The 12,749-nt window shown below is 57.7% G+C and carries 14 protein-coding genes; 7 read left to right on the top strand and 7 right to left on the bottom strand.

Translation table 11 applies throughout. The features are described 5' to 3' along the window. Window positions 1–86: 86 nt before the first annotated feature. From proB to rplU, 4 genes are all read right to left on the bottom strand, one after another. Window positions 87–1,238: a glutamate 5-kinase gene (proB, locus tag Q390_RS0107910; RefSeq protein ID WP_037472519.1), complete on the bottom strand. Its 1,152-nt coding sequence runs from the start codon at window positions 1,236–1,238 to the stop codon at window positions 87–89. 114 nt (window positions 1,239–1,352) lie between these two features. Next, window positions 1,353–2,426, bottom strand: a complete 1,074-nt coding sequence (gene cgtA, locus Q390_RS0107905) for an Obg family GTPase CgtA (RefSeq protein WP_027995570.1) — start codon at window positions 2,424–2,426, stop codon at window positions 1,353–1,355. A gap of 170 nt (window positions 2,427–2,596) precedes the next feature. After that, window positions 2,597–2,857 carry a 50S ribosomal protein L27 gene (rpmA, locus tag Q390_RS0107900; RefSeq protein ID WP_027995569.1) on the bottom strand — a complete coding sequence of 87 codons (261 nt, stop codon included), beginning with the start codon at window positions 2,855–2,857 and terminating at the stop codon, window positions 2,597–2,599. Window positions 2,858–2,872: 15 nt separating this feature from the next. After that, window positions 2,873–3,184, bottom strand: a complete 312-nt coding sequence (gene rplU / locus Q390_RS0107895) for a 50S ribosomal protein L21 (RefSeq protein ID WP_027995568.1) — start codon at window positions 3,182–3,184, stop codon at window positions 2,873–2,875. A gap of 252 nt (window positions 3,185–3,436) precedes the next feature. On the opposite strand from rplU, the gene Q390_RS0107890 reads away from it, so the two are divergent. The 7 genes from Q390_RS0107890 to Q390_RS0107860 all read left to right on the top strand — a co-directional run bounded on the left by Q390_RS0107890 (window position 3,437) and on the right by Q390_RS0107860 (window position 10,020). Then, a complete protein-coding gene (locus Q390_RS0107890) occupies window positions 3,437–4,366 on the top strand; it encodes a polyprenyl synthetase family protein (protein WP_027995567.1) in 930 nt (309 codons plus the stop codon). 90 nt (window positions 4,367–4,456) lie between these two features. Beyond that, window positions 4,457–6,196, top strand: coding sequence for a type IV-A pilus assembly ATPase PilB (gene pilB, locus Q390_RS0107885; RefSeq protein ID WP_027995566.1), 1,740 nt, complete (start codon window positions 4,457–4,459; stop codon window positions 6,194–6,196). Between the two features lie 23 nt (window positions 6,197–6,219). After that, on the top strand, window positions 6,220–7,437 hold the full coding sequence (locus Q390_RS0107880; RefSeq protein ID WP_027995565.1) for a type II secretion system F family protein: 1,218 nt from the start codon (window positions 6,220–6,222) through the stop codon (window positions 7,435–7,437). Beyond that, entirely contained in the window at window positions 7,437–8,312 is an 876-nt protein-coding gene (locus Q390_RS0107875) for a prepilin peptidase (protein ID WP_027995564.1), read from the top strand. Before Q390_RS0107880 ends, Q390_RS0107875 begins: the two co-directional genes overlap by 1 nt. Continuing rightward, window positions 8,309–8,929: a dephospho-CoA kinase gene (gene coaE / locus Q390_RS0107870; protein ID WP_027995563.1), complete on the top strand. Its 621-nt coding sequence runs from the start codon at window positions 8,309–8,311 to the stop codon at window positions 8,927–8,929. Before Q390_RS0107875 ends, coaE begins: the two co-directional genes overlap by 4 nt. Before the next feature lie 84 nt (window positions 8,930–9,013). After that, window positions 9,014–9,769, top strand: coding sequence for a cell division protein ZapD (gene zapD, locus Q390_RS0107865; protein ID WP_027995562.1), 756 nt, complete (start codon window positions 9,014–9,016; stop codon window positions 9,767–9,769). A gap of 20 nt (window positions 9,770–9,789) precedes the next feature. Continuing rightward, a complete protein-coding gene (locus Q390_RS0107860) occupies window positions 9,790–10,020 on the top strand; it encodes a DNA gyrase inhibitor YacG (protein WP_027995561.1) in 231 nt (76 codons plus the stop codon). Window positions 10,021–10,090: 70 nt separating this feature from the next. On the opposite strand, the gene Q390_RS0107855 is transcribed toward Q390_RS0107860, so the two are convergent. The 3 genes from Q390_RS0107855 to argJ are packed head-to-tail and all read right to left on the bottom strand — an operon-like array spanning window position 10,091 to window position 12,691. After that, entirely contained in the window at window positions 10,091–10,540 is a 450-nt protein-coding gene (locus tag Q390_RS0107855) for an NUDIX domain-containing protein (RefSeq protein WP_027995560.1), read from the bottom strand. A 4-nt stretch (window positions 10,541–10,544) separates the two neighbouring features. Continuing rightward, complete coding sequence (locus tag Q390_RS0107850; RefSeq protein ID WP_027995559.1) at window positions 10,545–11,417, bottom strand: ATP-binding protein; 873 nt, start codon at window positions 11,415–11,417, stop codon at window positions 10,545–10,547. A gap of 44 nt (window positions 11,418–11,461) precedes the next feature. Further along, entirely contained in the window at window positions 11,462–12,691 is a 1,230-nt protein-coding gene (gene argJ / locus Q390_RS0107845) for a bifunctional glutamate N-acetyltransferase/amino-acid acetyltransferase ArgJ (RefSeq protein ID WP_027995558.1), read from the bottom strand. Window positions 12,692–12,749: the final 58 nt, after the last annotated feature.

Here is a 12,749-nt window from a genome sequence, read left to right as displayed (position 1 = left end):
GTACGCCAATGCCAGACGATGGATGACAAAAAGCGGATAGCGTTCATCTACGCTGATTCGCTTGATTCCTCAGCAACGCTGCAAGCTCACCCGCCCATCAGCACCAGGTTGTCGCGGTGCACCATTTCTGGCTCTGCCATGTAACCGAGCAGGTTCTGAAACTCGGCAGAGGGTTTGCGGCACAACAGCCGCGCCTCGGCGCTGGCGTAGTTGGCCAGACCACGGGCGATTTCACTGCCCGCCGGGTCACGCACAGCAATCACATCGCCGCGCGAGAAATCGCCCTCGACCGCCGTCATGCCAATCGGCAGCAGGCTTTTGCCCTCAGCGCGCAGCTTGGTGGCTGCACCGGCATCCACCACCACGGCGCCACGCAACTGCAGATGATCGACCATCCATTGTTTGCGCGCCTGTGTCTTGGCCGTTTGTGCGACTAACAATGTGCCAATGCTCTCACCTTGCGCCAGACGCAACAGCACATCCGGCTCGCGCCCCCAGGCAATCACGGTCGAAGCACCCGAGCCGGCTGCGCGCTTGGCAGCGATGATCTTGGTGATCATGCCACCGCTGCCAATGCTGGAGCCGACACCGCCAGCCATCGCTTCCAGGGCCACGTCGCCCGCACGGGCCTCGTGGACCAACTGCGCCGTCGGGTCACGCCGTGGATCAGCGGTGTACAAGCCCTTTTGATCGGTCAGGATGATGAGCGCATCGGCCTCGACCAAATTGGCCACCAGCGCACCCAGGGTGTCGTTGTCGCCAAATTTGATTTCATCATTGACGACGGTGTCGTTTTCATTGATGACCGGCACCACACCCAGGCTCAGCAGCGTCAGCAGCGTACTGCGCGCATTCAGGTAGCGCTCGCGATCCGCCAGATCGGCGTGCGTCAGCAGCACCTGCGCACTGCCCATGCCTTGCTCACGCAACTTGGTTTCGTACATTTGCGCCAGGCCCATTTGCCCGACAGCCGCGGCCGCTTGCAATTCGTGGATCTGGCGCGGGCGCGTGCTCCAACCCAGGCGCTTCATGCCTTCTGCCACCGCACCGCTGGACACCATGATGACTTCGCGGTGCTGCGCCCCTTGCGCGCGCACCAGCGCCGCCAACTGCCGGCTCCACTCGCCAATGGCCGCTTCATCCAGGCCACGGCCCTCGTTGGTGACAAGGCTGGAACCCACCTTCACCACGATACGGCGCGCATTGCGCAGCACATCAGAATTATTTTTTTGAGTCATTTTGGCTTGCAGCGCTTACTGTACCAGCGTTTATAGCTATTATAAATATAGCAATCAAGAGCAAAAATCAGTCAAGGTCAAAACCGACCCTATGCTCTTGAAACACTCACCTTTTTACTGCGGCGCATCACTGTCAAAGCGCGGATCAAAATCCACCACCGGGGCTTGCTCGGCCACTTGCTGCCTTTTGACATGGCCGTAGATGGCGTGGATCAGCGACTCGCAACCTTCGCGCGTCAGTGCCGATATTTGAAACACCGGCCCTTTCCATTTGAAACGCTTGACGAAATCTGCCACCCGCTCGGCCCGCTCCTCGGCGGGCACCATGTCCAGCTTGTTCAGCACCAGCCAGCGCGGCTTATCGTAGAGCGCCTTGTCATATTTTTTCAGTTCGCCGACGATGGCCTTGGCCTGTGCCACCGGGTCCACGCTGTCGTCAAACGGCGCCATGTCAATCACATGCAGCAGCAAACGCGTGCGCTGCAAATGGCGCAAAAACTGGTGACCCAAGCCGGCGCCTTCAGAAGCGCCTTCAATCAAACCAGGAATATCGGCGATGACAAAACTTTGCTCCGGTGCCACGCGCACCACGCCCAGATTCGGGTGCAAGGTGGTGAAGGGATAGTCAGCAATCTTGGGGCGGGCGTTGGAAACGGCGGCAATGAAGGTGGATTTGCCCGCATTGGGCATCCCCAGCAAGCCGACATCGGCCAGCACCTTCAGTTCAAGTTTGAGATTTTTCTTGTCCCCGGGCCAGCCGGGCGTCTTTTGGCGCGGCGCGCGGTTGATGGCGCTCTTGAAACGCATGTTGCCAAAGCCGCCATCACCGCCTTTGGCAATGGTGATGACTTCGCCCGGCTCCAGCAACTCATACAGCACCTCGCCGGTTTCGGCGTCAGTAATGATGGTGCCGACCGGCATTTTGAGCGTGATGTCGTCGCCCGCAGCACCAAACATGTCCGAGCCCATGCCATGCTCGCCGCGCTTGGCATCGTGGCGGCGGGAATAGCGATAGTCCACCAGGGTGTTCAGATTCGGGTCAGCCACCGCAAACACATGACCACCCCGACCACCATCACCCCCGTTGGGGCCACCGAATTCCTTGTATTTTTCGTGCCGGAACGACACGCAACCATTGCCGCCATCACCGGCAGAAATGTCTATGTAGGCTTCGTCGACGAATTTCATGGAATATCCCGTTTAGAAAACAGCGGCTCGCCCCTATGGGCTACCTACCAAAAAGCACAAAGCCCCGGCAATGCGGGGCAACGGCGTGCGGCGGTGCTACCGGCGCTGCGCGCCCAAAAAACAAAGCCCCGACCAGGCGGGGCTTCAGATGCAGATGAAGCGGTAAAGCCTCAGGCCGCAGCAGTCACGTTGACCATGTGCTTGGACAACGCGCCCTTGTGGGAAAACGACACGTGGCCGTCCACCAAAGCAAACAGCGTGTGGTCCTTGCCCAGGCCGACATTGCTGCCGGGATGGAACTTGGTGCCGCGCTGGCGCACGATGATGGAGCCGGCGCTGATCAGTTCACCACCAAAAGCCTTCACACCGAGCATTTTGGGCTTGGAATCGCGCCCATTTCGCGTAGAGCCGCCGCCTTTTTTCTGTGCCATGACTGAGCTCCTTCTTTAACCAACAATGGCGCCGATTTGCAGTTCGGTGAACTGCTGACGGTGACCTTGGCGTTTTTGATAGTGCTTGCGACGGCGCATCTTGAAGATGTGCACTTTGTCGTGCTTGCCGTGTGCCACGATAGTGGCTGTCACGGTTGCGCCGGACACCAGGGGCGTACCAACTTTCAGTTCAGCGCCGTTTCCGACGGCCAGAACCTGGTCGATGACGATTTCCTGGCCTACGTCCGCAGCAATCTGTTCTACTTTAATTTTTTCGCCGGAAGCAACGCGATACTGCTTGCCGCCGGTTTTTATGACCGCGTACATGTTGACCTCTTATGACTCTGCATACCCAGGATAAACCCAGGTACATTTTGTGAGTTTCCACAGAAGAATTTCTGCAGAGCCCAGGATTCTACCATTAGCCGACGCCACAAGAACTTGGTGAGTTGCAAGCTGCCGTCTTGATCGACGCTCACACACAGCTTCCTATAATTCGCAACACAATTTGCGACCATTACCTTGACTGCCTCAGCCCTCCCCCCAGCCCACTCGCCGCTCGCTCCCATCACCAGTGACATGCTGGAAGTGGATCGCATCATTGCCCAACGCTTGGCGTCTGGCGTTCCCTTGGTGGGGCAAATCTCCCATTACATCATTGCGGCTGGTGGCAAGCGCCTGCGTCCGGCGCTGCTCCTGATGGTGTGCGGCGCATTGGCTTACCGCGAGGACAAGCGCTTCACCCTGGCTGCCGTGGTGGAGTTCATCCACACGGCCACCTTGCTGCATGACGATGTAGTGGACGAGTCCACCCTGCGCCGCGGCCGCGCCACCGCCAATGAAAATTTTGGCAATCCGGCCAGCGTGCTGGTTGGAGATTTTTTGTACTCGCGTGCTTTCCAGATGATGGTAGAGACGGGAGAAATGCGCATCATGGAAATTCTCGCCGACGCCACCAACGTCATTGCCGAGGGCGAAGTGATGCAACTGATGAACATGCATGACGCATCTCTCGATGAAGCCGCCTACTTGCACGTCATCCGCTCCAAGACAGCCAAATTGTTTGAAGCCAGCGCACGTCTGGCAGCAGTGCTGGCCGGCAGTAGCGCCTTGGTCGAGGAGGCCTGCGCCACCTATGGTCAAGCACTGGGCACCGCCTTTCAGATCATTGACGACGTACTCGACTACGACGGTGATGCGGCCGAGATGGGAAAAAATCTGGGCGATGATCTGCGCGAAGGCAAAGCCACCTTGCCCCTGATAGCCGCCATGCAACGCGGCACCGAAGCCGACGCGGCGACGGTGCGCGAAGCCATTGAAAGCGGCAGCACCGAGCAACTTGACACCATCGCCCAGATCGTCCGTAAAACAGGCGCGCTGGATGTCGCCCGGGAGGCTGCAGCGGCTGAAGCACGGCGCGCCATCACTGCGCTGGACCAACTCCCGGCCAACCAATACACCACCTCGTTGCTCCAGTTGGCAGCCCAACTTCTTGCCCGGCGCACCTGAAACGGGCCATCTGGGGGACTTTGATTACAGTTGCCAACCTGGCAACGATGATAGGATGATTCATTTACTATCTTATACATTCCCGGTTCTATGGCTGCTGTTGATAACACTCAAAAAGAACCGGCAACAGCTGCCCTCCCAGGCTTAGGTCGGGCGCTGATTTCTGCTGGCAAACTGACACAAAAATCAGCCGAAGATACTTACAAAAAATCACAGGCGAGCAAAACCAGCTTCATAGCTGAGCTGACTGGCTCTGGAGTCGTTTCTGCGGCCGACTTAGCGCACACAGTATCGGCGGTTTTTGGCGCCCCCTTGCTGGATCTCAACGCAATTGATCCGCTGCGGCTGCCGCGCGATTTACTCGACACCAAAATCTGCCTGTCTTACCGAGTTGTTGTACTCAGTAAACGTAATAATCGCCTGACGGTCGCCACCGCCGATCCCACTGATCAGGAAGCCGCGGAGAAAATAAAATTTTCTACCCAAATGGGTGTGGACTGGGTCATTGCCGAATATGACAAACTGACCAAACTGGTTGAAAGCAACAGCAAGACGGCCGGGGAAGCGCTCGACACCCTCACCAGTGGCGGTGGCGATTTTGAATTTGATGATGCTCCGGTAGAAGACACACCCGAGGCACCAGAGACTAATACCACCGAAGTCGAAGACGCCCCGATTGTCAGGTTCTTGCACAAAATGCTGGTAGATGCCTTCAACATGCGTGCTTCCGATTTGCATTTTGAACCCTATGAACACCATTACCGGGTGCGCTTTCGAGTCGATGGAGAGCTGCGTGAAATTGCCTCGCCGCCCATCGCCATCAAGGACAAGCTGGCATCCCGCATCAAGGTAATTTCACGTCTGGACATCTCCGAAAAACGTGTGCCCCAAGACGGCAAGATGAAATTGAAAGTCGGCCCGGATCGGGTGATCGATTTTCGGGTGAGCACCCTGCCCACACTGTTTGGTGAAAAAATTGTTATTCGTATCCTCGACCCCAGCAGTGCCAAAATGGGTATTGATGCACTGGGGTATGAGCCGATAGAAAAAGCACGTCTGTTAGATGCCATTTCCAGGCCCTACGGCATGATTTTGGTCACTGGTCCTACGGGATCAGGCAAAACTGTGTCTCTCTACACCTGCCTTAATCTTCTAAACAAGCCTGGCGTAAATATCGCCACGGCAGAGGACCCCTGTGAAATTACCCTGCCAGGCGTCAACCAGGTGAGTGTCAATGACAAGGCCGGGCTGACTTTTGCCGTAGCCCTGAAGTCCTTTCTGCGCCAAGATCCGGACATCATCATGGTCGGAGAAATTCGCGATATTGAAACTGCAGATATTTCGATCAAGGCCGCGCAAACAGGCCACTTGGTGTTATCCACCCTGCATACCAACGACGCACCAACCACACTTACACGGATGCGCAACATGGGGATTGCGCCCTTCAATATTGCCTCCAGCGTCATTCTGATTACCGCTCAGCGACTGGCACGGCGCTTGTGTCCGCAGTGCAAGGCACCCTCCGACATTCCCCATGAGGCACTTCTAGATGCCGGATATTCTGATGAAGAAATTGATGGTTCATGGGCTCCTTATAAACCCATAGGCTGCAGCGCCTGCAACAACGGCTACAAAGGACGCGTGGGCATCTACCAGGTTATGCCCATTACTGAAGAAATTCAGCGCATTATCTTGCGCGATGGCAATGCCCTTGAAATTGCTGCCCAAGCCAAACTCGAAGGCGTGCGATCACTGCGCGACGCCGGCCTGCATAAAGCCAAACTGGGCATGACTTCTATCGAAGAAGTTCTGGCCGTGACCAACTTATAAGACCGATCCAAAGAGGAAGCGCTATGGCAACGGCTGCATCACGGAGCGTCAAAGATTTTGTCTTTGAATGGGAAGGTAAAGACCGCCACGGAAAAATCGTACGCGGCGAACTGCGTGCCTCAGGTGAAAATCAGGTCCAGGCCACCTTGCGCCGCCAGGGCGTTTTTCCAACAAAAATCAAAAAACGCCGGATGCGTGCGGGCAAAAAGATAAAGCCCAAGGATATTGCACTGTTCACACGCCAGATGGCCACCATGATGAAAGCTGGCGTACCCCTACTGCAGTCGTTTGATATTGTGGGACGTGGCAACACCAATCCCAGCGTAGGAAAACTACTCAATGACATTCGAGCCGATGTCGAAACCGGCACCTCATTGAGTGGTGCCTTTCGAAAATATCCACTGTATTTCGACAGCCTCTATTGCAATCTGGTGGGTGCTGGTGAAGCAGCCGGTATTCTGGAGGCATTGCTCGACCGGCTGGCGCTCTATATGGAGAAAACCGAAGCTATCAAGTCAAAAATTAAATCGGCCTTGATGTATCCAATTTCTGTGGTGATCGTAGCTTTTGTCGTTGTCACCGTAATTATGATTTTTGTGATTCCGGCTTTCAAGGAAGTATTTTCCTCTTTCGGCGCTGACCTGCCCGCTCCCACGCTTTTCGTGATGGCCATCAGCGAAGTATTTGTGCAATGGTGGTGGCTTATTTTTGGTGTCATCGGCGGCGGTTTCTATTTTTTCATGCAGGCTTGGCGACGCAGTGAAAAAATGCAGCAGGTCATGGACCGGGTGGTGCTGCGTATCCCCGTTTTTGGTATCCTGATTGAGAAATCAGCCGTGGCACGCTGGACACGCACGCTCTCCACCATGTTTGCTGCTGGTGTGCCTCTAGTGGAAGCACTCGATTCAGTCGGCGGAGCAGCCGGCAACTCGGTCTACGCCATAGCCACCGAAAAAATTCAACAAGAGGTCTCGACCGGCACCAGCCTGACGGCCGCCATGGGCAATGCCAATATTTTTCCTTCGATGGTGCTGCAAATGTGCGCCATTGGCGAAGAATCCGGCTCCATCGACCATATGCTGGGTAAAGCAGCTGATTTTTATGAAGCAGAAGTGGACGAAATGGTGGCCGGCCTTTCCAGCCTCATGGAACCCATCATCATCGTCTTTCTAGGCTCCCTGATTGGCGGCATCGTGGTCTCCATGTACCTGCCCATCTTCAAACTCGGTCAGGTCGTCTGATGTGGCTCGAACCTTGGCTGAACGCCGCCTTGGCTGGTATTTTTGGACTGCTGATTGGTAGTTTCTTAAACGTCGTTATCTACCGCCTGCCCCAAATTTTGGAGCGCCAATGGGCGGCTGAAGCCGCCGACTATGCTGCCGATCTGGGCGCTGCCCCAGCTGGCGCAGCGCCTGCACCGGAAGTCTTCAACCTGTGGATGCCGCGTTCACGGTGCCAAAGCTGTGGCCACCAGTTACGCGCACATGAAAACATTCCCGTCCTGAGCTATCTGTTCCTGCGCGGTCGTTGCTCCTCTTGCACTGCGCCCATCAGCGCCCGCTACCCCGTAATCGAACTGGTCACAGCGGCCTTATTTTTCCTCTGCGTCCAGCGCTGGGGCGCAACGCCTACCGGTCTGGCGTGGTGTGGTTTTTCTGCCGTACTGGTGACCCTGGCAATGATTGACTGGGATACCACGCTGCTGCCCGACAACCTGACATTGCCGCTCTTGTGGGCCGGATTGCTGGCCTCCGCGCTGCAATGGATTCAGGCTCCTTTGTTTGATTCTGTAATAGGTGCTGCTGCTGGATACCTATCTTTGTGGACGGTGTACTGGGGATTCAAGCTCGCTACCGGCAAAGAGGGCATGGGTTTTGGCGACTTCAAGTTGTATGCCGCCTTGGGCGCCTGGTTTGGCTGGCAAGCGCTGGTACCTCTGATCCTGCTCGCCTCAGTCGTTGGCGCGGTGGTGGGCATCGCCATGAAATTCTCTAGCGGCCTGCGCGAAGGCGGCTACATTCCATTTGGGCCTTTTCTGGTGGGTGCGGGACTGATCGCCATGGTATTTGGCCCACAAGCAGTCCTCAATACCATTCTGGGAGCGCTCGGTCTGTGAGCACCCACAGGCAGCACACCACCCGATTGGGACTGACCGGAGGCATTGGCAGTGGCAAAAGTACAGTGGCGCAAATACTGGTGCACTGCGGCGCAGTGCTGATCGATGCTGACTGCTTGGCGCGCACTGTGACCGGGCCTGGCGGCGCCGCCATGGCCGCCATTGCGCAGACGTTCGGGCCAGACTACATAGATGCCAACGGCGCACTCCATCGCGACCGTATGCGCGCACTGGCATTTTCCGCGCCGGCTTCGCGCAAGCGACTGGAAGCCATCGTGCACCCCCTGGTGGGGCAGCTCACTACCGCCCAGGTGGATGCCGCCGTCGCTGCAGGCCAGCGTCTGGTAGTTTTTGATATCCCTTTGCTGGTCGAATCCGGTCACTGGCGACGCCAGCTCGACGCTGTTGTGGTGGTGGACTGCCGAATAGAAACACAAATGGGCCGCGTCATGGCACGCAATGCGCTGGCGCCAGAAGCCATTGAAAACATCATTACCGCCCAGGCCAGCCGCAGTGCACGGCGCGCAGCGGCAGATGTGGTGTTGTATAACGATGGTCTGTCACTTCAGGCGCTGCAGGCTCAGGTGCACCAGGTGGCCGTGCAGTTCGGGCTATGATTCGACCCCCATACTGACCATTCTTTCAACCCCTCCCTGGTTCGCACCCGCATTTTTCCACCGCTCCTCCAGGAACCCGGCAGCGTGATTCTTTACGAATATCCATTTAACGAACGCATCCGAACCTACCTGCGGCTGGAACAGCTGCTTCTGCGGTTGGGTGAGCTCATCCCGCGCATCCACGCGCTGGACCACCATTTCGCCCTGGCCACGATTTTTGAAATCATGGATGTGGCGGCGCGTGCGGATCTCAAGTCCGATATTCTCAAAGACATCGAAAAGCAAAAGCAGCTGCTCGCCAGCTACCGGGGCAATCCATCCATCTCCGAAACGGCCCTGGACGGTATTTTTGCGCAATTGGACCGGTGTTTTCAGGCCCTCAATGCCCAGGCTGGCAAGGCGGGCCAGACCCTGACAGAAAACGATTGGCTGATGAGCATCCGCAGTCGTATCGGTATTCCCGGCGGCACCTGCGGCTTTGACCTGCCAAGCTACTACGCTTGGCAGCACCATGCACCCGAGCTGCGCCAGCAAGCGTTGGAAGGCTGGGCCTCCAGCTTGGCGCCTTTGGCTGAAGCCATCTACGTGTTACTCAAGTTGTTGCGCGACTCTGGCGCACCGCAAAAAGTGGCGGCTGAACGCGGGCATTTTCAGCAAAATCTGCCCTCTGGGCGCACTTTTCAGTTGCTGCGCTTGCGCATGGACCCGGCACAAGGCGTTATTCCTGAAATCAGCGGCAACCGCCTGATGGTATCGGTGCGCTTGATGCGCCCCCTGGACGATGGCCATCTGCAAGCCAGCACCGAAAATGCCTCTTTTGAACTGACGCTGTGCGCCTGAATGACGGCTGGCCCATGTCCATGAGCAATCACAAAAAACCACCCTCCTCCGACACCCCAGCCCCCAGGCAAGTGGTCTGTCCGCGCTGCGGTGGCCCCAGCCTGTACAGCCCGGCCAATCCGTGGCGCCCTTTTTGCAGTGAGCGCTGCAAACAGATCGATTTTGGCGCTTGGGCGGCAGAGAGCTTTCGCGTGCCGACAGAGGCACCGCCCGATGACGCACCCTATGGCGATCCACGCCAGCAGGACTAAAGCACCCAGAATGGCTTCCGATAGGGGTTAAATAGGCCTCAAGCGGTTATGGAACCTGCGGATAAAGCTATCAAATAAATAGTATTAACGGATCAAAATCCTGGCCATGTTCTTGTGCCAGCCACTGCAGCACAGGCAAGGCGCCCGGCAAAATCGGTCGCACCGTCGGTGGCCACGGCTGCCAGGCCATGCGCTGGCCCTCGCGCATCTGCAATTCACCGGTCCACTCGTACACCTTGCACCAGTGCAAACGCACCAGTGCATGCGGGTAATCGTGCTCGGTCACTTTCCAGACCTCGGCTGGGCCGATGGTGATACCCAACTCTTCGATCAATTCGCGGCGCAATGCCTGCGCTACGCTCTCACCCGCTTCGAGCTTGCCGCCAGGAAACTCCCAGTACCCGGCATACGCCTTGCCCGCTGGCCGGGTCGTCAGCAGCAAGGCGCCATCGGCGCGCAGCAAGATGCCGACGGCCACCTCCGTGTGCGGTCGCACCAGCGACGCATCGGACTGTGACACAGCGTCAGACACCGCTGCGCCCAGAAAAGTCGCGCGCAAACTGGTAGGCGACACGGCCACTGCGCGAGCCGCGCTCCAGCGCCCAGATCAGCGCCTGCGGCCGCGCCTGGGCAATGGTCTGCGCATCCACGCCAAAAGACGACAGCCATTGCGCCACGATAGCCAGATATTCATCCTGGCTAAATGGGTAAAAACTGACCCATAAGCCAAAGCGCTCGGACAGCGAAATTTTTTCTTCGATGACTTCGCCCGGGTGCACCTCGCCGTCCTCCGTACGGGTGTAGCTCAGGTTGTCCTTCATGTACTCGGGCAGCAGGTGGCGGCGGTTGCTGGTGGCGTAGATCAGCACGTTCGGCGTGGCAGCGGAAATCGAGCCATCCAGCATCGACTTGAGGGCCTTGTAGCCTGATTCGCCCTCGTCAAAACTCAGGTCATCACAAAACACGATGAATTTTTCGGGCCGGCCAGACACCACCTCCATGATGTCAGGCAGATCGATCAAATCAGCCTTATCGACTTCGATCAGGCGCAGACCTTGTGCGGCATAGGCATTCAGGCAGGCCTTGATCAGCGATGATTTACCAGTGCCGCGCGCGCCTGTCAGTAGCACATTGTTGGCCAGCGCACCGCGCACAAATTGTGCGGTATTGCGCTGGATTTTTTCTTTCTGGCCGTCGATTTCTTGCAGGTCGCTCAGCTGCAGAGGCGCCACATGGCGCACCGGCTCCAGCGCACCATGCCCGCTGCTGCGCTTGCGGTAGCGCCAAGCAATGGCTGCCGTCCAGTCGGGTGCGCCCAGAGGCTGAGGCAGGACGGCTTCGATGCGCACAATCAGCTGTTCGGCACGCAGCATCAAATGTTCAAATTTTTGGTTCATTTTGGCTTCTAGCCCTTATACGGCAAGCGCTAACAGCTATGATTTCAAGAGCGATAATCAGCGTTGATGGTGACGTACTCGTGGCTCAGATCGCAGGTCCAGACGGTGTCCTGTGCCGTGCCACGCCCGAGCAGCACACGCACGGTGATTTCGCTTTGCTGCATCACCCGCTGGCCATCTTCTTCGCGGTAATCGGGGTTGCGCCCACCTTGCAGCGCCACCGCTACATCGTCCAGATACAGATCAATGCCAGTCTGGTCCAGATCGTCGATGCCGGCATAGCCCACAGCCGCCAAAATACGGCCCAGGTTCGGGTCGCTGGCAAAAAAAGCCGTCTTGACCAGTGGTGAGTGGGCAATGGCGTAGGCCACTTTGCGGCATTCTTCGCTGCTTTTGCCCCCTTCCACCCGCACGGTGATGAACTTGGTGGCACCTTCACCATCGCGCACGATGGCCTGGGCCAGCTGTTGCGCTACGGCCAGCAAAGCAGCCTTCAAGGCCTGCCCTTCGGTGCTGTCCAGCGAGGTGATCGGCGCATGGGCGGCGCGCTGCGTGGCCATGACGATGAAAGAGTCATTGGTCGAAGTGTCGCCATCAATGGTGATGCGGTTAAACGACTGATCGGCCAGCTCCTTCGCCAACTGCTGCAACAGCGCGGGGGCAATGCGGGCATCGGTGGCCATGAAACCGAGCATGGTCGCCATGTTCGGGCGAATCATGCCGGCGCCCTTGCTGATGCCGGTGATCGATACGGTGACGCCGCCAATCTGCACCTGAGCGCTGCACGCCTTGGGCACGGTGTCGGTGGTCATGATGCCTTCAGCAGCGCGGCCCCAATGCGCTGGCGACGCGTCGCTAATGGCGGCCGGCAGGCCGGCGACGATGCGCTCGACCGGCAGCGGCTCCATGATGACGCCCGTGGAGAACGGCAGAATTTGCCCCGGCGCCAACGCCAGCTCTTCGGCCAGTGCGCCGCAGGTCTGGCGTGCACGCGCCAATCCATCAGCGCCGGTGCCGGCGTTGGCATTGCCGGTGTTGATCACCATGGCGCGGATGGCCGATCCACCCGCCAAGTGCTCGCGGCAAATCTGCACTGGGGCGGCACAAAAGCGGTTTTGCGTGAATACACCGGCCACAGCGGTGCCTTCATCGAGCAGAAACACCGTCAAGTCCTTGCGCTGCGTCTTGCGCACGCCTGCTTCGGTGACACCGATGCGGACACCGGCGATGGCATGGAGATCAGCGGCAACGGGAACAGGGAGATTCACTGGCATGGATTTCTTTCAAAAAATCGGAGGCACACAACACCGGGTTTGAAAATGACAACACGGG

Origin of the sequence: Simplicispira psychrophila DSM 11588, from assembly GCF_000688255.1 — a bacterium.
GTDB lineage: Bacteria > Pseudomonadota > Gammaproteobacteria > Burkholderiales > Burkholderiaceae_C > Simplicispira > Simplicispira psychrophila.
Note: the sequence above shows the minus strand (reverse complement) of the source record. Positions and strands in the feature narration are given on the sequence as shown.

Excerpts from the sequence above, each read along its gene's own strand:
- Q390_RS0107860 (WP_027995561.1), top strand. The coding sequence starts at position 9,790 with ATGAGCAATCACAAAAAACCACCCTCCTCCGACACCCCAGCCCCCAGG.
- proB (WP_037472519.1), bottom strand. The coding sequence starts at position 1,238 with ATGACTCAAAAAAATAATTCTGATGTGCTGCGCAATGCGCGCCGTATC.
- Q390_RS0107875 (WP_027995564.1), top strand. The coding sequence starts at position 7,437 with ATGTGGCTCGAACCTTGGCTGAACGCCGCCTTGGCTGGTATTTTTGGA.
- rplU (WP_027995568.1), bottom strand. The coding sequence starts at position 3,184 with ATGTACGCGGTCATAAAAACCGGCGGCAAGCAGTATCGCGTTGCTTCC.
- argJ (WP_027995558.1), bottom strand. The coding sequence starts at position 12,691 with ATGCCAGTGAATCTCCCTGTTCCCGTTGCCGCTGATCTCCATGCCATC.
- cgtA (WP_027995570.1), bottom strand. The coding sequence starts at position 2,426 with ATGAAATTCGTCGACGAAGCCTACATAGACATTTCTGCCGGTGATGGC.
- Q390_RS0107850 (WP_027995559.1), bottom strand. The coding sequence starts at position 11,417 with ATGAACCAAAAATTTGAACATTTGATGCTGCGTGCCGAACAGCTGATT.
- rpmA (WP_027995569.1), bottom strand. The coding sequence starts at position 2,857 with ATGGCACAGAAAAAAGGCGGCGGCTCTACGCGAAATGGGCGCGATTCC.
- Q390_RS0107890 (WP_027995567.1), top strand. The coding sequence starts at position 3,437 with ATGCTGGAAGTGGATCGCATCATTGCCCAACGCTTGGCGTCTGGCGTT.
- Q390_RS0107880 (WP_027995565.1), top strand. The coding sequence starts at position 6,220 with ATGGCAACGGCTGCATCACGGAGCGTCAAAGATTTTGTCTTTGAATGG.
- pilB (WP_027995566.1), top strand. The coding sequence starts at position 4,457 with ATGGCTGCTGTTGATAACACTCAAAAAGAACCGGCAACAGCTGCCCTC.